General features: G+C 59.9%; 21 protein-coding genes. 4 read left to right on the top strand and 17 right to left on the bottom strand.

What is annotated here, in order from left to right; translation table 11 throughout:
* Window positions 1–17: 17 nt before the first annotated feature.
* Window positions 18–1,481 (top strand): PAS domain-containing sensor histidine kinase, encoded by a 1,464-nt coding sequence (locus PVA19_RS21215; protein WP_162241604.1) that lies wholly within the window; start codon window positions 18–20, stop codon window positions 1,479–1,481.
* 140 nt (window positions 1,482–1,621) lie between these two features.
* Here the strand turns inward: PVA19_RS21215 and PVA19_RS21210 are convergent, their stop codons facing one another.
* The 6 genes from PVA19_RS21210 to PVA19_RS21185 form a co-directional block, all read right to left on the bottom strand.
* Window positions 1,622–2,065, bottom strand: a complete 444-nt coding sequence (locus tag PVA19_RS21210) for a GNAT family N-acetyltransferase (RefSeq protein ID WP_062597556.1) — start codon at window positions 2,063–2,065, stop codon at window positions 1,622–1,624.
* Window positions 2,066–2,073: 8 nt separating this feature from the next.
* Complete coding sequence (locus PVA19_RS21205; protein ID WP_274104097.1) at window positions 2,074–3,024, bottom strand: aldo/keto reductase; 951 nt, start codon at window positions 3,022–3,024, stop codon at window positions 2,074–2,076.
* Window positions 3,025–3,127: 103 nt separating this feature from the next.
* Entirely contained in the window at window positions 3,128–4,120 is a 993-nt protein-coding gene (locus PVA19_RS21200; RefSeq protein WP_274104096.1) for a GlxA family transcriptional regulator, read from the bottom strand.
* Complete coding sequence (locus PVA19_RS21195; protein ID WP_274104095.1) at window positions 4,120–4,677, bottom strand: isochorismatase family protein; 558 nt, start codon at window positions 4,675–4,677, stop codon at window positions 4,120–4,122. Before PVA19_RS21195 ends, PVA19_RS21200 begins: the two co-directional genes overlap by 1 nt.
* Before the next feature lie 179 nt (window positions 4,678–4,856).
* A complete protein-coding gene (locus PVA19_RS21190; RefSeq protein WP_274104094.1) occupies window positions 4,857–5,183 on the bottom strand; it encodes a hypothetical protein in 327 nt (108 codons plus the stop codon).
* Between the two features lie 102 nt (window positions 5,184–5,285).
* Window positions 5,286–5,501 (bottom strand): hypothetical protein, encoded by a 216-nt coding sequence (locus tag PVA19_RS21185; protein ID WP_062427663.1) that lies wholly within the window; start codon window positions 5,499–5,501, stop codon window positions 5,286–5,288.
* 184 nt (window positions 5,502–5,685) lie between these two features.
* On the opposite strand from PVA19_RS21185, the gene xseA reads away from it, so the two are divergent.
* Both xseA and PVA19_RS21175 read left to right on the top strand, forming a co-directional pair.
* On the top strand, window positions 5,686–7,287 hold the full coding sequence (gene xseA / locus PVA19_RS21180; RefSeq protein WP_274104093.1) for an exodeoxyribonuclease VII large subunit: 1,602 nt from the start codon (window positions 5,686–5,688) through the stop codon (window positions 7,285–7,287).
* A gap of 27 nt (window positions 7,288–7,314) precedes the next feature.
* Entirely contained in the window at window positions 7,315–7,734 is a 420-nt protein-coding gene (locus PVA19_RS21175) for a GNAT family N-acetyltransferase (protein WP_112956964.1), read from the top strand.
* 20 nt (window positions 7,735–7,754) lie between these two features.
* Here PVA19_RS21175 and PVA19_RS21170 read toward each other — a convergent pair whose 3' ends face one another.
* The 9 genes from PVA19_RS21170 to murA form a co-directional block, all read right to left on the bottom strand.
* Window positions 7,755–8,870 carry an anhydro-N-acetylmuramic acid kinase gene (locus PVA19_RS21170; protein ID WP_274104092.1) on the bottom strand — a complete coding sequence of 372 codons (1,116 nt, stop codon included), beginning with the start codon at window positions 8,868–8,870 and terminating at the stop codon, window positions 7,755–7,757.
* A gap of 11 nt (window positions 8,871–8,881) precedes the next feature.
* Window positions 8,882–9,898 carry a serine hydrolase domain-containing protein gene (locus PVA19_RS21165; protein ID WP_274104091.1) on the bottom strand — a complete coding sequence of 339 codons (1,017 nt, stop codon included), beginning with the start codon at window positions 9,896–9,898 and terminating at the stop codon, window positions 8,882–8,884.
* Window positions 9,899–9,910: 12 nt separating this feature from the next.
* Window positions 9,911–11,662, bottom strand: coding sequence for an ABC transporter ATP-binding protein (locus tag PVA19_RS21160; RefSeq protein WP_274104090.1), 1,752 nt, complete (start codon window positions 11,660–11,662; stop codon window positions 9,911–9,913).
* Window positions 11,659–12,501, bottom strand: coding sequence for an ABC transporter permease (locus PVA19_RS21155; protein WP_062427669.1), 843 nt, complete (start codon window positions 12,499–12,501; stop codon window positions 11,659–11,661). The genes PVA19_RS21160 and PVA19_RS21155 overlap by 4 nt, the downstream gene beginning before the upstream one ends.
* Window positions 12,498–13,460, bottom strand: coding sequence for an ABC transporter permease (locus PVA19_RS21150; protein WP_062427670.1), 963 nt, complete (start codon window positions 13,458–13,460; stop codon window positions 12,498–12,500). The genes PVA19_RS21155 and PVA19_RS21150 overlap by 4 nt, the downstream gene beginning before the upstream one ends.
* Window positions 13,461–13,484: 24 nt before the next feature.
* Window positions 13,485–14,999, bottom strand: a complete 1,515-nt coding sequence (locus PVA19_RS21145; RefSeq protein WP_443111655.1) for an ABC transporter substrate-binding protein — start codon at window positions 14,997–14,999, stop codon at window positions 13,485–13,487.
* A 69-nt stretch (window positions 15,000–15,068) separates the two neighbouring features.
* Window positions 15,069–15,992 carry an N-acetylmuramic acid 6-phosphate etherase gene (gene murQ / locus PVA19_RS21140; protein ID WP_274104089.1) on the bottom strand — a complete coding sequence of 308 codons (924 nt, stop codon included), beginning with the start codon at window positions 15,990–15,992 and terminating at the stop codon, window positions 15,069–15,071.
* Window positions 15,993–16,101: 109 nt separating this feature from the next.
* Complete coding sequence (locus tag PVA19_RS21135) at window positions 16,102–16,986, bottom strand: N-acetylglucosamine kinase (protein ID WP_274104088.1); 885 nt, start codon at window positions 16,984–16,986, stop codon at window positions 16,102–16,104.
* Window positions 16,983–18,239 carry a UDP-N-acetylglucosamine 1-carboxyvinyltransferase gene (murA, locus tag PVA19_RS21130; RefSeq protein ID WP_274104087.1) on the bottom strand — a complete coding sequence of 419 codons (1,257 nt, stop codon included), beginning with the start codon at window positions 18,237–18,239 and terminating at the stop codon, window positions 16,983–16,985. The genes PVA19_RS21135 and murA overlap by 4 nt, the downstream gene beginning before the upstream one ends.
* A gap of 119 nt (window positions 18,240–18,358) precedes the next feature.
* Between murA and PVA19_RS21125 the strand changes: the two genes are divergently transcribed.
* Window positions 18,359–19,207: a MurR/RpiR family transcriptional regulator gene (locus tag PVA19_RS21125; protein WP_062597573.1), complete on the top strand. Its 849-nt coding sequence runs from the start codon at window positions 18,359–18,361 to the stop codon at window positions 19,205–19,207.
* A 6-nt stretch (window positions 19,208–19,213) separates the two neighbouring features.
* Here the strand turns inward: PVA19_RS21125 and PVA19_RS21120 are convergent, their stop codons facing one another.
* Complete coding sequence (locus PVA19_RS21120) at window positions 19,214–20,062, bottom strand: carbohydrate ABC transporter permease (protein ID WP_062445176.1); 849 nt, start codon at window positions 20,060–20,062, stop codon at window positions 19,214–19,216.
* On the bottom strand, window positions 20,059–20,979 hold the full coding sequence (locus PVA19_RS21115; protein WP_274104086.1) for a carbohydrate ABC transporter permease: 921 nt from the start codon (window positions 20,977–20,979) through the stop codon (window positions 20,059–20,061). Before PVA19_RS21115 ends, PVA19_RS21120 begins: the two co-directional genes overlap by 4 nt.
* Window positions 20,980–21,115 lie beyond the last annotated feature (136 nt).

The following is a 21,115-nucleotide window of genomic DNA, read 5'->3' as shown; positions in this document are numbered from 1 at the left end:
GCTCCAAGGGGATGTCTTTGCACTATGTCAGCGGCGGTGAATGCGGGCGGATCTTTCGGGAGTTTGATTGGGACAACAATCCCCTTGGGCCAAAGGAAGCATGGCCCGTCGAGCTGAAAGTGCTTGTCAACGTCATGCTTGGCTCGCTTCAGCCGATGCTGATGGTTTGGGGGCCGCAGCAGATCACCCTTTATAATGACGGCTATTCGCTCATGTGCGGCAACCGTCATCCGGACGCCTTTGGCAAGCCTTTTCAGGATCTCTGGTTCGACATCTGGGACAAGGTCGAGCCGATCATCAGTGCCGCCTATGCTGGCCAGGGCACCTCGATGGATGACATCGAGTTTACCATGCACCGCAAGGGTTATCCGGAAGAAACGCATTTTGCCTTTTCCTATACGCCGGTTCGCGATCACTCGGGGACGGTGCTCGGCATGTTCTGCGCGTGCTCGGAAATCACCGGCGAGGTGCTGATGCGCCGTGAGCAGAAGCTGCAGCAGGAGCGCCTGCGGCAGGTCTTCGAACTGTCCCCTGGCGGTATCGCCACATTGATCGGTCCCGACCATATCTTTGAGTTTGCCAATGAGGAATGCTATTCCATCATCGGTGCCGGGCGCGAGATCATAGGCAAGCCCATCGCCGAGGCACTGTCGGAAGTGGCGCAGCAGGGGCATATCGAGAAGATCGATGAGGTCTACAGGACGGGTAAACCCTTTGTCGCAAAAGGCCAGTCGATCGAGCTGAACCGCGGGCCGGGCGGTGAAAAGCAGGACCGGTCGATCGATCTGGTCTATCAGCCGATGCGTGATGCCGTGGGGGAGATCTTCGGCATCCTGGTTCAGGCGCAGGATGTGACCGAGCGCCTGGCGGAAGAGCGGCACAAGGAACTGGTGGCGCATGAACTTGGGCATCGCCTGAAGAACCAGTTGGCCATGGTTCAGGCCATCGCATCGCAAACATTGCGATCTGCACCGGATATGAATGTGGCGCGGCAGACGCTCGCCGAGCGCATCAATATCTTGAGCCGCGCCCACGATACTGTGATCCAAGGAGGGCTAGGTTCCTCCACGGTCCGCAATCTCGTCGGGCAGATGCTGGCGGTGCATGATGACCCGAGCGAGCCCCGCTTCGTTGTGGACGGGCCGGAAATCCATGTCGGCTCTCGCCCGGCGCTGTCGCTTTCCCTTATTCTCCATGAGCTTGCCACCAATGCCGTGAAGTATGGGGCGCTCTCGACGCCGACTGGCAAGATCGAGATTTCCTGGCAAGTTGTTGGCGAGAACCGGGAGACCTTCGAATTTACGTGGCAGGAAAAGAGCGGTCCGCCTGTCTGCCAACCGGACCGCGAGGGCGCTGGCTCACGATTGATCAAGGCCGGGGTGTCCGGGGTCTCGAACAGCAAGGTCACGGTTCGTTATGAGCCGAGCGGTCTGCAGTGCAACGTCGTGGCTGATCTGCGCGCATTCCAGCAGGATCACTGAGCGCCGCCAGAGGCCGGCAAGCCTCTGCGGCAGCGCTCTAAAGCCCGTCGCGATCTTTCAGATTTGCTCCTTCGCTCTAGGTCCTTGTTTTGCCGCATGTCGTTATCGCAAAACCGCTGCACACTTTTGCGCGACATGCTTCAGAACTTCAGCCGATAGCGGATATGACCGTCGCTCTTGACGTAGCTGTCATAGAGCGCTTGGGCGCGATGATTGCCTTCATCCGTATGCCAGTAGAGGCGCGACCATCCATTTTCGTGGCAGATGCGGATGAGATCCTCGATGAGGGCGCGGCCGATGCCTTTGCCGCGGATTGTGCCATCGACGAAGAGATCTTCAAGATAACAGTCCGGCGTCTTGGCCCACGTGGATTCATGAAAATGGTGGATGGCGAAGCCTGCGACCGCGCCGTCCAGAACGGCAAGTCGCACTGAAAGCCGCGATGCCGGGTCCTGCAACCGCTCCCAGGTATGGTCGGTCACGTCGTCTGGTAGATCGACCTTGTAGAAGGCGAGGTACGCCTTCCACAGACGGAGCCAATCATCCCGGTCACTGCTGGTGGCATCGCGGATCGTCAGTGTCATTGTCTCTGTCAGGCTCCTGCTTCGTCCAACAGCCGGATCATCTCGTCGCTCAAGCGAAGATTGACCGCGCGTTTGAAGCTCTCCAACTGCGAAAGGCTGGTGGCGCTGGCGATGGGGGCCGTCACAGATGGTTTTGCCAACAGCCAGGCCAGCGCTATATCGGCGTGCCGTGCACCGGTCTCAGCCGCAATCGCATCCATGGCGCCAAGGATGGCAAGCCCACGCGGATCGAGATAATTGGCGACGCGATAGGAGCGCGCAACACCCTCGGTGTCGGCCTTGGTTCGGTATTTGCCGGTCAGGAAACCGGCGGCGAGGCTGTAGTAATTGATGACGCCGATGTCTTCGCGGGCGCAAAGGTCCGCGAGCGGGCCTTCAAACTTGTCGCGGGTATAGAGATTGTATTCCGGCTGAAGAACGTCGAAACGTCCGAGCCCGGTCGCTTCCGCGACATCGAGTGAGGCCTGAAGCTGCTGCGCATTGTAGTTCGAGCAGCCGATGGCTCTGACCTTGCCAGCCTCTTTCAGCCGGGCAAACGCGCCGAGCGTTTCTTCAAGAGGCACGGCATCATCCGGCTTATGGGCGAGATAGAGATCGATATAATCGGTCTGCAGACGACGCAGCGAGTCGTCGACCGACTTGGCAATCCAGTCAGCGCTCAGCCCCGTCTTGCGCTCATTATTGTCAAAGCCGACCTTGGTGATGATTACGGCGTCGTCACGCTTCACGGAGCCGCTCTTCAGCCACTTGCCGATAATCGCTTCGGATTCTCCACCCTGATGGCCGGGTACCCAGGCCGAATACACATCGGCTGTGTCGATGGCATTGAAGCCGGCATCGAAGAAGGCGTCCAGCAGTTGAAAGGAGGTCTTCTCGTCTGCGGTCCAGCCAAAGACGTTGCCACCGAAGACGATAGGCGCGACGGAAAGGCCGGTGCGGCCAAGCGTTCGGTTCTGCATGGAGTTTCTCCTCGATTGTCTCACAAATGGTTTAGCGGTGCTGCCAGGCGATGACTATTGAATTTCCGTGATCCAATCATCTCGCCAAAGAGGTAAACGCCTGTCACGAGGAGAGGTTTCGAAACGCAGTCGGCGGCTTTTCATGATGCTGCTGCCAGATGCGGCGCAGATGACGCGCGGAGGCGAAGCCCGAGCGTTCTGCCACAGCCTCCATATCGAGCCTAGATTGGGAGATGATATCGCGCGCCAGGGTCACCCGGATGAGGTTGACATAGTCCACGACGCTTAACCCCGTCTGCTCTCGAAACAGCCGGGACAGATGTCGCTGGCTGAGATTGGCAATGTCCGCGAGGTGCGCCAGCGTCCAATCCTCTGCCGGATTTGCAACGATGGCATCCTGGGCTCGATGAATGGAGGGGTGAATGTGGTTTCGGCCTGAAAGCCAGGGTGAAATTTGTGGATCGTGGGTCGTGCGGCGCAGATAGACCACCATGATCTGGGCGATGCGGGCGGCGACCTCTGGACTGACGAGGGTCGAGACGAGATGCAGGATGAGGTCTATGCCGGTGGAAATACCAGCGCTTGAAAAGCGCTTGCCGTCCTCGACGAACAGCCTGTTTTCCTGAACGAGGGCAAGTGGCGCAATTCGCTTGAGATCGGCGATGCAATGGGCGTGCGTGGTGCAAGAGTGGCCATCGAACAGCCCGGCCTCTGCGGCAATCAACGCGCCGGAGCAGATGCTGACGATTGTCGTGTCTGGCCTCACCGTTCTCCGCAGCCAGTCGGAAAGGGCGCGCCGTTCTTTGGAGGCCTCCGGCTGCTGCGGGGCCACAGATGAGCTTCCGGAGATCAGGATCATCGCATGGGCGGGCAGCACATCTGGCAGAGGCTCAAGCCCGCAAAGGCCAAGTCCTATCGTCGTCGTCTGGTTTGGCTGCGCTGCGATGTAGCGGCAATCGAAGCGGATTTTCTTCTGTTGCTCATTGGCATAGCGCAGCACTTCCAGAGGCCCGGCAACATCCAGCAGCAGTGTCTGCGGGGGCAGCACCACAAAAACAGGAATGACGTGCGGCGTGTCGCCGGGCCCTTGGCTCATTAGTCAGCCTTCCTCATATCATCGATTGCATCTTTGACGGTGGCAATGCGCGCAAATCGTCCCGAAAGCACGAGTTCGGTGCGCTTGGCAATGTCTGCGGGCGAGAAGACCTCGCCGGAGGCATGCGTCATCGGAAAGGTCAGCGTGGCTTGCGTCACGTAATCGACCTTATAGCCGAGATCGGCGGCATGGCGCGTTGTGGTCTCGCAGCATTGCTCGGTGCGGATGCCGGAGACGATCAGACGATTGATCCCCCGCTGCGTCAGCCAGACGTCAAGCCCGGTGCCGACGAAGGCCGAATGACGGTTCTTCTGGAAGGTGACGCTTGGGTTGATGCTGATTCCTTCGAATGTGCGAATAAAACCGCTTTCGGTCGAAAAGGCCCGGTCTCCATCGACGTGAAAGATTTGCACGACGGGAATGCCTGCGGCTTCTGCTCCATCGATCAACGCCTGTTGGGCTGCGATGAATTTCGTCAGGCCGCTTTCTTCGAAGTAGGAAGTGTGTCGGAAGGATTCCTGGACGTCGATAACCAGAAGCGCAGTGTTGTGGGACATTCTTGTAACTCCAGTGTTCATCTGGATACTGTTTTACACCCGCCATAGAAAGGCGAAATGCGCTCACCGGACGAAAAGAGGACATATCGGGCCATCTTGCTCGTGGTCGAAGAGCCTCGACGGAAGGAAGAAGCGAACGTTAGACTCTCGATGCACACACGTCGCCTAGGGACGTCGCTTCACCGTCCGGGACTTGAGCGAGGCGCGCGCCAGTAGCCGATGAGGGATAGAAGCAGGGCCGCAGCGGAGGCGGCGATTAGGGCCAATGGCCATTGGAGCATAGGATTGCGCAACAATAGCAGCGTGAAGATGCCGTAGCTGACGAGCAACGAGATCAGAGTGATGCTGGTTACGATGAAGCGGCGGGTGCTCGCAATTGCGCCTCTCCGCCGCAGATAGAGAACGGCAAAAGCTGCGGCTAAGAGAGAGCTGAGTGTTTTTCCAAGCAGAACCGGAACGCCAACCTGTGACAGGAGCATCCACGTGACGAAAGCATCAAGTGCCATGCACGTGATCTGAACAGAAATAAAACGAAGAAATGTCACGCCAAACCTCGATCATGAGCAGGCGTCATCATAAGTCCTCAATTGGGCGTTGTCAGCAGTTGCTTACCGAAGCGCGAACGCTCCGACGAAGGCCATGGCGACACCGATGTTCAGCCCTACCAACGTCGCCAAAAGCGTCAGAATCGAAACGCCGCTTGCCGCCATGAGCGCCGCAGCTGCAAAGACTGCCACCACCAGGATGCCGACGCTCGCGACGGCAAATGTCGAACGTGTTGCCGCAGCACTCAAGCCAAGGGCTATTCCCAGAACAAATTCCATGATGCCGCTCCTCCCAAAGCAATCACGACAAGGCATCTTCTCCTCAAAAGCTGCAATGTCTCCTCGATGGCATGCACTTCACGATGTCAAATGTAACACAGCATAACGATTCTGCTAGTTTTTATTCAAACTGTCACAAAGTCCTTACGGTTCCCGAATCGTGGCGCATCGGTTACCATTGGGCATGAGCGATATTTTCAGTCAGCCAGCGCTGAGCAACCTCACCGAATTTTCCGTTTCCGAGCTGTCCGGTTCCATCAAGCGGACGGTGGAGACAGCGTTCGATCAGGTGCGCGTACGTGGTGAGATTTCCGGCTACCGCGGACAGCACACATCCGGTCACGCCTATTTTTCGCTGAAGGACGATCGCGCACGCATCGATGCCGTCATCTGGAAGGGAAGCTTTTCCAAGCTGAAGTTCCGCCCGGAAGAGGGCATGGAAGTGATTGCAACGGGAAAGATCACGACCTTCCCGGGATCGTCGAAGTATCAGATCGTCATCGAAAGCCTGGAACCCGCGGGCGCTGGCGCATTGATGGCCTTGCTGGAGGAGCGTCGCCGAAGGCTGGCTGCGGAAGGTCTGTTCGATCAGGCGCGCAAGCGCCGGCTGCCCTACATGCCGCAGGTCATTGGTGTGGTGACCTCGCCGACAGGTGCCGTCATCCGCGATATCCTGCACCGTATTTCAGATCGTTTTCCAGTTCATGTTCTGGTCTGGCCAGTGAAGGTTCAGGGCGACGGTTCGGGTGAAGAGGTGGCGAACGCCATACGGGGCTTCAACGCTTTGCCTAAGGGCGGCGATATTCCGCGTCCGGATGTGCTGATCGTTGCGCGTGGCGGTGGTAGCCTCGAGGACCTGTGGAGCTTCAATGACGAGATCGTCGTGCGGGCGGCGGCGGAAAGCGCAATTCCGCTGATTTCGGCTGTCGGCCACGAAACCGATACGACCTTGATTGATTACGCCGCGGATGTTCGTGCGCCAACGCCCACAGGGGCTGCGGAAATGGCGGTGCCGGTTCGGGCCGATCTCGAGGCCCAGCTTGCCGGTCTGGCGGCACGTCTATCTGGTTCGACGCGCCGGCATATGGATAATCGCGCCCAGGGACTTCGTGCACTTGTGCGCGCGCTTCCCTCGCTCGACCAGTTGCTGGCGCTTCCCCGCCGTCGGTTCGATGAGGTATCCGTCGGGCTTGGCAGAGGGCTTGAGCTCAACACCATGAACAAGCGCCGTAGCTTCGAGCGCACCGCGTCCGGATTGCGGCCGGATGTTCTCGGCCACGGCCTGCGCCAGCATCGCCAGCGTGTGAATGAGCGCATGCAGCGGGCAGAAGCATTGATCGAGAGACGCCTGCTGCAAGCCAAGGCGCGGGTGTCGTCATCGGACTCGTCCTTGCGCGCCTTGCCGATGCGCCTCTCTGGCCAGTTGGATCGGCAGAAAGAGCGACTATTGGCTTGCGTGCGGCGCGCCGACACCGCCGTTCTCCATCGCATGGCGCAGAATAGATCCGGTCTCGCTGCACATGAACGCATCTTGCAATCGCTTTCCTACAAAAACGTCTTGAAGCGCGGCTATGCGGTCATTCGCGATGAGGAGAACCGGCCACTTACCCGCGCCGCGGCCGTTGCTCCCGGTGCGGTCATTTCGGTGGAGTTTGCCGATGGCGAAGTTTCGGCGGTGGCGGGTGCTGATGCGCCGGCTCTGGCGGATACGTCCTCGGCTCAGGTGCGCAAGAAATCCGTGAAGCCGGTTGCGAGCGACCCGGGAAATCAGGGCAGTCTTTTTTAAAGCGCTCTTCAGTCTCGGAGAACTCGCATGAAGCCCCACCTGACAGTGACCGATCATCCTGCCCCCGAAGACATTGCGGCCATCGGTGCCAATCTTAGCGCGTTCAACGATGCCGATGTCGGCTCTGCCGACAGAGTGCCGCTTGCGGTGATCATTCGTGGCGATGACGGTGTGCTACTTGCCGGCATCAATGGATACACGGGCTGGGGCTGGCTCTACGTACAGTGGCTCTGGGTTCACGAAAGTCTTCGCGGCCAGCAGATGGCAGGCCGCATGTTGGCGGCCGCGGAAGAGGAAGCACGGGCGCGTGGCTGTCACTCCGCCTGGATCGACACCTTCAACCCGGCGGCGGAGAAGTCTTATCGCCGCCAGGGTTACGAGGTGTTCGGGGAGCTGCCGGATTTTCCGATCGGCCGCACCCGGAAGTTTCTGAAGAAGCGACTCTAAACGGTCCTACCCGAAAAATTTCACGCGGCCAGTCGCCCTCCAGTCATCGGTTCGGGTGCGCCGGTTGTGGTCGGGAAGCTGATCGGCATATTGCGCAGCACGCGGACGGCCAGAAAAGCAAAGCATTCGGCTTCTACGGCATCGCCGCGCCAGCCCAGTGTTTCAGCAGGCTGTGCGTCCACTCGCGCCAGCTCTGCCAGCATTTTCATCAACGTCGGATTATGGCGCCCGCCGCCACTGACGAAGAGTCTCTCCGGGCGTTGTGGAAGAAGGTCCAGCGCCCTGCCGACGGCGGAGGCGGTGAAGGCCGTCAGCGTGGCTGCGCCGTCTTCCAGCGAAAGGCCGTCCGCCATACTGGCACCGAAATCGAAGCGGTCCAGCGATTTCGGAAAGCGGGCGGTGAGATAGGGATGTTGTAGCAGCTTCGCCAGTCGCTCTTCGTTGACGTGCCCCGACGCAGCGATCAGGCCGTCACGGTCCATGTCGCCCAGTCCATGCTGCTTGATCCAGTCGTTGATCGGGGCGTTGGCCGGGCCGGTATCAAAGGCAACGACATGGCCCTTGCCATCGCTCCAGGTGACATTGCCAACGCCGCCGAGATTGAGGATGGCAGCACTTCCGTCTTGCGCGACGCCTTTCAACAGCGCCGAGTGGTAGGCGGCAGCAAGCGGGGCACCTTGTCCACCAGCGCGAACATCGGCGCTGCGAAAATCATAGGCGACCTTGGTGCCGAGCAGCTTCGCCATCAATTCGCCATCGCCCAGTTGCCGCGTGGCGCCAAGGCGACCCGGTTGCGGCGCGCGGTGCAGAACCGTCTGCCCGTGGAAGCCGACCACGCCGATATCGGAGAGCGAAAGCCCGGCATCCTTTACGAGGTCTGCCACGGCCGCGGACTGAGCGCGGGTCAGCGCGTCTTCGGCTCGGCCAAAAATCTCCGGCTCCGGTCCTTCGAAATTCCATTTGCGGGCCGCAGCCAGCGTTTCCTCCAGAAGATCGCGAACCGCCTGATCATAGGGTGCGAGCGTGTAGGCGCCGAAGCGCTCGACGCGTTCTCCATCGGTGTGAAGAAGCGCAACGTCGATGTTGCCATCCAGCACGGTTCCCGTCATCAAACCCACGGCCCAGATCGGTTCCATGTCGTCTCTCCTCAATGCGTGTTGATCATATCGCCGATGGCAGCGCGCAGTGCGAAAATGCCGCTATCGACGTGGCGGCTCGGATGCACGCGGTTGGTCAGTAAGGTCCAGGCGCGACCCTTGTCGAAATCGATCCAGAGACCCGTGCCGGTAAAGCCGGTATGACCGATAATGCTATCATTGCAAAGTGCGCCACCGGACCAACCCTCATAGGGGCGTTCCCAGCCGTGGGTGCGTTTGTCGGAAAGCGGTTGGCGCATCAGCCTGACCACGGGATCGCCGTTCTCGTTTCCAATCAACAGCGATTGGGCATAGTCGAGAACGGCATCCACAGTGCCGAACAGTCCCGCATGGCCGGATCCTTGGAGCGCGTAACAATTCTCGTCATGCACCTCGCCGCAGATCATTCGGTTACGCCAGGTGCAGAACTCGGTGGCCGCGGCTTTTTCAGGCGTGCTCTCAAAGGCAAAGCCCGCACCGGCATCCATCTCGCGGATGCGCTTGGCTTCCAACCTCTCGAGAGCGATGCCAAGCAGGATATAATTGATATCCGAATAGGCAGGCTCGCCATGGCGCCATTCGCGCTGAAGGACAAAGGCGCGCAAGCGGGCGGGGTCATCGCCATAGGTGTAGACCGGCTCTACCGCCGGAAACGGGGTCTGGTGGCCGAGGCACTGGCGGAAAGTCACTTTCCGTTCCCAGCAATCGGGGGCGTATTGCCGGAAATCGGGAATGAGCGTCGTAATGGAACTATCGAGATCGATCGCGCCTGAAACTGCCAATTCGAGAATCTTGCGCGTGGTGAAGATGACCTTGGTCAGCGAAGCGAGATCAAACCATGTGTCGAGCATCATCGGGCGCTCGCCACCCACCTTCTGCGCGTGGCCGATCGCTCTTGTCAGTCGCTTGCCCTCACGGTCGACCATGCCGAAGACGCCGCCTGGAATGCGACCGTCCTCCACGGCGTTTTTCAGGAGACCAAACCCACTGTCGAAAGGCGCAAGGAGAGGCGACGATGCTTCGGCCATGGATCTTCCCCCTCAGTTGGCTGCCGCCATTTCAAGCTTCACGCGGTGGTCTGCGCCAAAATGGTCCCAGCGTGAGGGCTGCGGCTCGAAGCCCTCGGGACGCAGCAATGTCGGCAAGGCCTCGGTGTTCAGCTCATACCGCTCGCGCCGCCGTTCCATGGTCGGCACTGCTGCAATCAGCTTCTTGGTATAGCTGTGTTGGGGATTCGACAAGACGGAGCGGGCGTCGCCGATTTCGACGATTTGGCCTGCATAGAGCACGGCCACGCGGTGGGCGATGCGTTCGACCACAGCCATGTCGTGGGAGACGAAGAGATAGGCAAGATCGCGCTCCTTTTGCAGGTCGATCAGAAGATCGAGAACGCGAGCCTGGACGGACACATCGAGCGCCGACACTGCCTCGTCCAGCACGAGAATGGAGGGATCGAGCATCAGCGCGCGGGCGATGCAAAGACGCTGGCGCTGGCCACCGGAAAACTCATGCGGATAGCGGGTGAGGCTATCGGATGGAAGGCCAACGCGATCGAGAAGCGCTGTCATGCGCGACGTGATTGGTGCGTCGATCCGGATGCCCGCTGCAATGACGGGCTCGGCCAAAAGGCTTTGCACATCGAGACGCGGATTGAGCGAAGCATAGGGGTTCTGGAACACCATCTGCATCGGCTTCTGCGCCTTTGTCGACTCGGACGATTGCGTGGTGAAAGAGCCTCGTGTGGTCTTGACCAGACCGAGAAGAGCTCTGGCAGTGGTCGATTTGCCCGATCCGCTTTCTCCGACAACGGCCAGAGTCTCGCCCCGGCATATCTCGAAATCCACAGCTTCCACCGCATGGATTGCGCCGGCGGGTCTGCGTAAGAGCCCCGTCGTCGTGGGGAAGCGTACGGTCAACTCCTTGACCGCAAGTATGGCGGGCTCATACGCGTGTTTCAGTCGCGGCGCGTCGTCGCGGACATGCCGACCGTTGGCAAAATGCGGCACGGCATTCAGCAGGTGTTGTGTGTAGCTGTGCTGCGGACGATCGAGAATATCGTCGGCTTTTCCCTGTTCGACTACCTTTCCAGACTGCATGACGAGCACGCGATCGGCGATGCCGGCAACCAGCCCGAGATCATGGGTGATAAAGATCAGGCCGGTGCCGGTCTCGCGCTGAAGCTCGGCGAGGAGCGCCATGATCTGCGCCTGAACAGACACATCCAGTGCGGTGGTCGGCTCATCGGCAATGAGAAGGCGGGGGGAGGCTGCGAGCGCCATCGCGATCATCACCCGCTGCAGCATTCCGCCCGAAAGCTGGTGCGGGTAGTAGCCGAGGCGTCTCGCCGCATCGGGAATACGCATCCGGTCGAGCGCGCGGAGTGTCTCGGCACGCGCCTCTGTCCCGCCCTTGCCTTGCAGGCGAAAGACTTCCTCGATCTGCTTGCCGATGGTGAGAACCGGATTGAGCGAGGTCATCGGCTCCTGAAAGATCATGCCGATCTCCGACCCTCGGATGCGCTCCATGCGCCCAGTGTCCAGAGTGGCGAGATCCAGCCTCTTTCCATCTGCGAGCGACAGATCGATCCGACCACTGGTGATCCTGCCACCGCTGTAGTCGATGAGGCGGTTGATGGAGAGCGCGGTGACGGATTTTCCCGATCCGCTTTCGCCGACGATCGAAAGCGTTTCGCCCGCATCGAGCGTGAAGGTCACGCCGTCCACGATCGGCTTGATGGCTTTGCCGCGACCAAAGCCGACACTCAGATTTTGAACCGAAAGAAGCTCAGTCATGATGCCACCCGTCGCATGCGCGGATCGAGCAGATCGCGCAACGCATCGCCCAGAAGGTTGAAGCCGAGAATGCCGAGCATGACGGCGAGACCCGGGAAGATCAGCAGCCACGGCGCCATTTCCATCAGGTTGATGCTATCTGCCAGCATCAGGCCGAGCGAGGAGTTCGGCGGCTGTGTACCAAGGCCGAGGAAACTCAAGCCCGATTCGGTGAGAAGCGACCATGCCAATGCCAGTGTTACCTGCACGGTCAGTGGCGCCACAAGATTGAGCATCAGGTGCCGGGTGAGGATGTAGGAGGTAGAACTGCCGAAGGTGCGGGCCGCATCGACGAAATCACGCGCCTTGATCGACAGTGCCGGTCCACGCACGACGCGCGTGAAGATTGGCGTGTAGACGAAGGCGATGGCGAGAATGCTGGTGAAGGTGCCGGGGCCGACGACGGTGATGAACAGCAGGGCAAGCAGGATGGCCGGGAAGGCGAGCAGAATATCCATAAGCCGCATGACCACACCATCCCACAGACGGCCGACCCATGCGGCGGTGAGCCCCAGAATCGTGCCGATCACGGCGGCAATGCCGACAGAGGAAAAGGCGACGAGGAAGGACTGACCGATGCCGATCATCAACCGGCTGAGGACATCGCGCCCGAACATGTCGGTGCCCATCCAGTGAGCGGCAGTTGGTCCCTGCAGGCGGTCGATGCGGAATTGTTGCAGCGGATCGTAGGGCGTCAGGCCAAGCCAGGCGGCAAGCGCCAGCATCAGGTAGGTGAGGACGATGGCTGCGCCGACACAACCACTCGGATGGCGCAAAAGCCGGGAAAGCAGGGAGGTCATGACCGGCTCCCCAAGCGAATGCGCGGATCGAGCGCGACATAGGCGAGATCGACGATGAGGTTGACGATCATGAAGTTCAACGCGACGAACAACACCGCACCCTGCACCAGCGCGTAGTCGCGTTGCAGGATGGCTTCCAGCGTCATGCGCCCAAGGCCGGGAAGTGCAAAGATTTGCTCGACCAGCACCGCGCCGCCAAGCAGATAGCCGAACTCGACACCGCAGAGCGTGATGACCGGTATGAGAGCGTTGGGCAGGGCATGCCGCCAGATGACGTTGCGGCGCGCGACACCCTTGCTGCGCGCGGTCCGCACATAGTCATCGCTCAAGACATCCAGCATCGCCGAACGGGAAATGCGCGTGACGGAGGCGGTGAAGGACAGTCCAAGCGTCAGCGCCGGGAAAAACAGCTGCGAGATATTCGCGATCGGATCCTGCGTGAAGGGCACGTAATCGCCCATGGCTGGCAGAATGCCGAAGCCTGCCGAGAGGATGTAGATGATGCCGAGGCCGAAGACGAAGCTTGGCGTGGATTGCCCGATCATGGCGAAGATCCGGACGCTGAGATCAGAGCCGCGGCCAGCGCGCGTTGCCGCGAAGACGCCGAGCGGCAGGCCGAGAAGAAGAGCGATCACCACGGAGAAGCAGGCGAGCTCCAGCGTCAGAGGGAAACGCTGGAGAATGACCTCGAGAACCGGCTTGCCATAGGTGACCGAGAGACCAAGATTTCCTGTGATGACGCCGGAAAGCCAGCGGCCATACTGGACGAGCCAACCCTGATCGATACCGAAATAGGCCGATAGCGCCTGCTTCTGCTCCGGCGTCAACAACCCGGCCTCGGTGCCGAGCATGGCGGTGATGGAGTCACCGGGAACGAGGCGGATGGCGACGAACACCAGAACGGAGACACCCAGCATCACCAGCGGGAATGTCACAAGACGTCGTAGCAGATAGGTCATGTTGTCATCCGCCTCATGCACGCATTACTTAACGGTGACCTTGGAAAGGCCGAAGAGAGAGCCATCCGGGGTTGCCACGAAGTTTTCGACATTCTGCTGCTGCGCCGTGTAGGAATAGCCGGTGTAGAGCCAGATCCATGGCGAGACTTCGGCGAGATGCTTATCGAAAGCGGCGAAGATTTCCTTGCGCTTGGCGACATCGGTTTCGACACGACCCTTCTGCATCAGGTCGTCCAGCGTGTCGTCGATATAGTGGGCGACCTTCTGCAGGTTGCCGGCTTTCGTCCAGTAGCGGTTATACATGGTGTAGGGATCGGCCCGGCCACCATTCAGCGCAATGGCCATGTCAAAATCGCCCTTGAGCCAAGTGTCGACATAGACATTGAGTTCCATCATCTTGATATCGAGATTGATGCCGATTTCCTTCAACTGCGACTGAATAACCTGAGCTTCGGCAGCCGCGGTCGGCGGTTCGCCGGTTGCGGCAATCACGGTTGCGGAGAAGCCATCCTTCAGCCCGGCATCGGCCATCAGCTTTTTGGCTTTTTCCAGATCCTTCTTGTAGCAGAAGAGGCTGTTCGGATCCGATCGATAGAGCGGCATGGTCAGCGGTCCGGTGACTTCGCCTTCGCCGAGCAGAGCCGTATCGAGAACATCCTGGCGATCGATAGCGCAGGAGATTGCCTGCCGCACCGCAAGCTCCGTCATCGGCTTGCGCGACGCGTTCAATTGCAGCGCGTGATAGGAGAGAACCGGCTTGCGGTTCAGCGTCAGCCCGGCAACCTTAGGCACAAGCGTTGCGACCAGAGGGTCGTTCAACAGGGCGAAATCGACCTTCTTGGCACGTAGTGCCGCAAGAATGGCGTTCTCATCCGGCAACACGCTGATGTCGATGCCATCGACACCCACCTTGCCGCCAGCCCACTCGGCATTGGCTTTGAGCACTTCCTTCTGGTTCGGCTCCCAGCTTTCCAGCTTGAACGGGCCGCTGCCAACGGCAGCCGTACCGATCTTGCCCGAGGTGATTTCGGAAGCAGGAACGATCGCCGCATTGATGCTGCCCATAGCGGTCAAAAGCGGAACATCAGGCTGCGACAGGTTGAAGACCACCGTCGCTGCGTCCGGCGTATCGATGCTGGCAATCGAAAGATAATTCGCGCGTGCCGCAGCACCCGTCGCCTGGTCGAGAATGCGCTCGAAGGAAGCCTTCACGTCGGCGGAGGTGACGGCAGCACCATCGTGAAACTTGGCGGCCGGGTCCAGCTTGAAGGTCAGCGTCTTGGCGTCGGGCGAGAAGGTCCATTCTTTCGCAAGTGCTGGCACGACCTTGAGATCGCCATCCAGGCGGACCAGAGGTTCATAGATCAGTTCGAGCAGGCGGATGGAGGAAAAGGCCGTCTGCTTGTGCGGGTCAAGGCCCGTGGCATCCTGCGCCCATGCCATCTTCAAGGTGGCTGCGAAACCGGGTGCGGCGGTAGCCGTCAGCAGGCTTCCGGCGATTGCCGCACAAGCCAGCCATTTTCGAGCGATCATCGTCATGCTTATTCTCCCTCTGGTTGGCTGATCCCGTCTCTTTTTCGAACGCCGGGTATGCAGCACGTCTCGCGTTCAATCGGTTTTTTCAGTCAGTGCCTTGCGTAAAAAGCCATCATGACGAACCAGTGCCGCCTCGGCCTCGTCCCGGTTCAGCCCGCTCAGGATCATCAGGATGGCGAGCTTCACATTGTTGCCGCTCACCGTCAGTTGATCTTCTGCAATTTCCGCCGAGCACCCGGTTGCTTCCATGATGATGCGGATGGCGCGGGCGCGAAGCTTCTGATTGCTGATGGTCAGATCGACCATCAGGTTCTCATAGGTCTTGCCGATACGGATCATGCTGGCGGTTGTCAGCATGTTCAAGACGAGCTTCTGGGCCGTGCCGGATTTCAACCGTGTCGAGCCTGTGACCACTTCCGGCCCGACGACCGGCGAGATGGCGATATCGGCGATGTCGGCCAGCGTTGAGTGCGGGTTGCAGGTCAAAGACACGGTCTTTGCGCCAATGGATTGCGCATAGGTCAGCGCGCCGACAACATACGGGGTGCGTCCGCTCACCGCGATGCCGACCACCACATCGTCGGCCGAGAGATTGATCTCCGCAAGATTGCGCTTGCCTTCCTCCACATCATCTTCGGCGCCTTCCACCGCATGCAGAATGGCGCGTGGACCACCGGCAATCAGGCCGACAACCATGCCTTCGGGCACGGAAAAGGTGGGAGGGCATTCGGAGGCATCAAGGACGCCAAGACGCGCGCTGGTGCCCGCGCCGATGTAAATCAAGCGTCCACCGCTGCGGAAGGCGCGAACGATCGCCTCCACGGCCTCTGCAATCTGCGGAATGACTTTGGCGACTGCCTCTGGCACGAGCGCGTCGTCCCGGTTCATAACCCGCAGGATCTCTTCTGTTGGCAGCAGGTCGATCGACATGGAATTTGGATTGCGAGCCTCAGAAACCAGCTGCTCAAGTTCCGCCATCAGGTGCAGGTGCGACATGGATCCTCACTCGATTTTTTAACAGACTACGATCGTATATTCCGTCTGTCAATTAATATTGGAATATATTATTCCTTTCTTTGCGGCACGATATCCGCTCGGGTTACTTTCAGGACGACAGGCGTTTTGCCAGGATGATCGCACCAGCGACGGCGTCGCCATCTGCGGGCTTCAACCGTTTCCGCACGTCGGGCGCAAGCCACGGCTCAAGCGGTCCGGAGAGGCCACCGAGCAGTGTAACGGCTGGTGCGCCATACTCGATCAGGCGGCGAACCAGTCCATCGATATGGCCGGCGCCGGATTGGACGATCTGGCGGGCGGCAGGGTCTCCCTGATCGGCATGACGCAAGACCAGGGGAGCGAGCGTCGCGTAATCCGTGGCGGTTGCCTTGTCCATCCAGCCGACGATGTTGGCGGGCAGGTTATCAAAGCGGTTGAGAACCTCGGACAGCAAAGCGGTTCTTTCCCGGCGTCCGTCGAAGGCGAGAAGGGCGGATTGGATTGCCTTCAATCCCATATCCGCACCGCTGCCTTCATCGGAGATCGGAAAGCCGTAGCCGCCGGCGCGTTTTTCCTCGCCACCGACCAGTGCCAGCCCGATCGAGCCGGTGCCGGCAATGACGATGCCGCCATCGTGACCGGAATGCGCGCCGAGACAGGCGGCGGCACCGTCGGAGGTGAAGCAAATATTGCCGAAAGGATGGGGCAGGGCTTCCAATTGTTCGCGCGAGCCCGCACGCGTCAGCCCGGCAATGCCGATGCCTGCCACGACATTCGGGGCGTTGGAAGGATCAAGGCCGGCCTCTTCGGCGGCACCCGTCCAGGCTCGCAGAACCGATGCCCAGGCATTGGGTACCCCGAGGCGCGTCGTGGCCGGGCCGGACAATCCTTGCCCGACGACGTGACCACCTTCGTCAACGATCCTCGCGCGGCAGCCCGTGCCGCCGCCATCGACGCCGAGATACAGTGTCTGGTCGATACGTGGCTTCGTCATAGCGACACGCGACGAATGTTGGCGCCGCATTGGGCCAGCTTGCGGTCCAGTTGCTCGTAACCGCGATCAAGATGATAGACGCGCTTGATGATGGTTTCACCTTGCGCTGCAAGCGCCGCCAGCACGAGGCACACGGATGCGCGCAGATCGGTCGCCATCACCGGTGCACCCTTGAGAGATGGCTGCCCCCGGACTGTGGCGACCGAGCCGTTGAGCGCAATATTGGCACCGAGCCGCGAGAGTTCCGGCACATGCATGAAGCGGTTCTCGAATATGGTCTCGCGGATGACGCTGGCACCCTCGGCAATCGAGGCCATTGCCATGAATTGTGCCTGCAAATCCGTCGGGAAGCCCGGGTAGGGTTCGGTGGTGAAATCGGCAGGCTTGATCCGCCCATGACCTTCGACCACGACGCCGCGATCTCCGGGCCAGACGGTGGCGCCCATGCTTTCCAGCACCTGCAGAACCGATGAGAGATGTTCCATCCGGGCGTTGACGAGTTCGATGCGCCCGCCGGTGATCATCGCCGCTGCCGCATAGGTGCCAGCCTCGACGCGGTCTGCGATGGCGTGATGGCTTGCGGCGCGCCAAGTCGTGCTGCCCTTGACCAGAAGCCGGTGCGTGCCAGCGCCTTCAATCTCCGCGCCCATGGAAGAAAGGCAGGCGACGAGATCGACCACTTCCGGTTCGCGCGCGGCATTGAGGATTTCCGTTTCGCCGTTCGCACAGCACGCCGCCATCAACGCCGTTTCGCTGGCACCAACGGAAGGGCCGGGCAGAACGACGCGCGCACCTTTCAATCCGTGAGGGGCGTTTGCGACGATATAGCCTCCTTCCACGGCAATCGCCGCGCCAAGGGCCGACAGAACCTTGAGATGCATATCGACCGGGCGCGCGCCGATGGCGCAGCCGCCGGGCAGCGATACCCGCGCCGAGCCGAAGCGGGCAAGCAGCGGCGCCAGCACCAGGATCGAGGCGCGCATCTTGCGCACGGTCTCGTAGTCGACTTCGCCCGGCGTTACATTCTGCGCGTTGATGACGGTGCCGCCAGCGTTCCGCTGAACCTCCGCGCCGTAGAGCGAGATGATTCGCAGCATGTTGTCGACATCCGATACCTTGGGCAGGTTCGTCAGCTCGAGCGGATGCGGAGAAAGGAGGGCGGCAGCAATTTGCGGCAGTGCCGCGTTCTTGGCGCCCGCAATCGGAACCGCGCCATCAAGCCTCGTTCCGCCGGTGATATGCAGCTCATCCATAAAAGACCTTCCGGGTCAAAACTGATGCTGAAATCTGGATAGCCAATCATAAGATAAGCGCTATAATATTCCAGAGAATTTTTGATTTACGAATATCTTATTCCGATCGAGGGAGCGCCATGTCCGTCTTGAAGGTCATCCAGGCGAAGTTGGAATTCATGACGGATGCCGAGCGCCAGATCGGCCAGTTCATCGTCGATGATCCCGATCGTATGGTGCAGCTTTCGTCTGCCGAACTCGCTGCAGCAACCGGCCGCAGCCAATCCAGTGTCGTAAAGTTTTCGCAGAAGATCGGCTATGACGGCTATCAGCAGCTAAAACTCGCCGTGACCAAGGCCAAGGCGCAGGAATGGCGTGTTCCGTCCGGCATGATCCACGGGACGATCGATGCGGGCGATAACTTCGTCACCATCCAGCAGAAGCTGGTTGCGAGTAAGGTCTCCGCCATGCAACAGACGATGGAGGTGAATGCCGAAGACGCGGTCACCGCGGCGGTCTCTGCACTGGCGTCGGCAAGGCGCATCCATCTCGCCGGCATCGGCGCTTCTTCGCTCGTTGCCCGCGACTTTTCCTACAAGCTTTTGAAGCTCGGACTGGTGGCGCTGATGGATCGCGATCCGCATGTGCAGATGGCCAATGCCGCCTCGCTCAACAATCGCGATGTGCTCTTCGCCATCTCTCACTCCGGCAGTACCAACGAGACGATCAGGCTGGCGGAACTGGCGAAAAAGGGCGGCGCCACGGTCGTCACCCTGACGGGTCTTCATGGCAATCGTCTGAGCCAGATCGCCGATATCACGCTTCATACGGTGGCGGATGAGGAGCGTGTGCGCTCTTCCGCCATCACCTCGCGCGATGCGCAGCTTGCCATCTGCGATCTGGTCTTCCTGCTGTTGATCGCTAAAATTCCCGGCGCCAATGACGCCATTCATGCCAGCGAGGCCGCGGTCTCCGTTCTCAAGTCTTGACCGTGGCTACTTGATCGCGCCTGCCGTCATGCCGTTGATGAACTGCCGCGATAGCGCAATGTAGAGAATGATGATCGGCAGTGCCGACAGCGTCAGCCCGGAAAACAGCACGCCCCAATCCGTACCGAACTCACCCATGAAGGCGGTCAGTCCCTGTGGCAGGGTCTTCAGATTGTTGTTCTGAATGAAGATCAGCGGGAAGAAGAAGTCGTTCCAGATCGGCACCACGTTCTGGATCGCGGCAATCACCATGGCCGGGCGCACCAATGGCAGCATGATGGACCACATGATGCGCGCTTCATTGGCGCCATCCATGCGGGCAGCATCCTCCAACTCGTTCGGCAGGCTGCGGATGAAGCCGGTGAGGATGAAGACGGTCGTCGGCAGCCCGGTGGCGACATAGATGAAGATCAGCGACAGCCGCGAGTCGATCAGACCGAAATCCCGCATCTGGATAAAGAGCGGAATGATGGCGAGTTTCAGCGGCAAGGTCAGCCCCGCCAGAAAGAACAAAAGAATGAAGCCGGAGCCTCGGAACTCGTAACGGGCGATGGCATAGGCCGCCATCGTGCCCAGGATGAGGATGAGCGCAATCGAGCTTGCCGTGACGATGAGCGAATTGCTCATATAGAGCAGGAAGTCCGTCTCGTTCCACACCCGAAGTAGGCTTTTGACATTGGTGAAATCGGGAATGGAGAAGGGGGACTGGAAGATCTGTGCGTTGGTCTTGAAGGCGGAAAAGAACATGATGACGATCGGCGTCAGCATGACGATGCTGTTGCCGATGAGCAGGATCTGGATCAGGCCATCCCAGCCATAGGTGCGGAAGCTGCCGCGGTCGATCCCTTTCCTCATAGCTGGATCTCCCGTCTGCGCAGTCTGACTGTAATGACGCTGGAGACCACGGCGATGAACAGGAAGATCAGCACCGCAAGCGCGCTACCGGGCCCGAAGTTCTCGGCAGACGCGGACATGCTGCCGAAGGCGGTGCGGTAGAAATAAAGCCCGAGCACATCCGTTGCCTCATGCGGATTGCCGTCCACACCGGCCATGATGAAGGGCAGCTCAAACCAGTTGAAGGCACCGACGAAGAGCAGGGTGAAGACGACGGTCGCCGAAGGGGCTACCAGCGGCCAGACGATCTTGCTCATCTTCACCCATTCGCTTTCGGTCTCCATGCGTACGGCATCGAGAATTTCCGAGGGTATGCGCTGCATCCCCGCGAGGAAGACCAGTGTCGGAAAGCCGACCATGTGCCATGCATTGGCAACGATAATCGCCATCAAGGCGGTTGAATCCTGGCCGAGCCAGGGCTGTGCCAGGCTGCCAAGCCCAACGGCCCTGAGACTCGCATTCACTGCGCCGAAGAGGGGATGGTAGAAGAGCTTCCACAGAAGGCCAACGATGACGGTGGAAAGCACCACCGGTAGAAAAACGGCAATACGGTGGAAGCGCTTGCCCCAGAGTTCCCGCCAGAGGCAGTAGGCCAGGATGAAGCCGACGCCGTTTTGAAGCACCATCAGCGCAAAGAAGACAAAGATATTGTGCTTGAAGGCGTTGATCGTGCGTTCGGAGAATGGGTACTCGAAGAGCACGCGGTGGAAATTATCGAACCAGACGAAGTCGCCACGGACCAGGCCTCGCCACTCATAGAACGCATATGCGAAGGCCGACAGGATCGGGTAGACGAGAAACAGGCACATGAAGGCGATCGGAGGGACCACAAGGGCCGCAATCCAAAGTCTTCTGCCTGTCAACTTGCTGGACATCATCGAACCTATCCCAACGGCCATCGATCGGTGGAGTGGGCCGCTCCGTGGAGGAGCGGCCGGCGAGAGCATCGGCGGCAAAGGCGGTTCACCGGCGTGCTCTCGAACCGTGCGAAACGTCACAGGCCAAACCGTTCTC

It is taken from the genome of Agrobacterium sp. CNPSo 3708 (assembly GCF_028674915.1).
Lineage (GTDB): Bacteria > Pseudomonadota > Alphaproteobacteria > Rhizobiales > Rhizobiaceae > Agrobacterium > Agrobacterium cavarae.
This window is presented reverse-complemented; position numbering and strand designations above follow the sequence as displayed.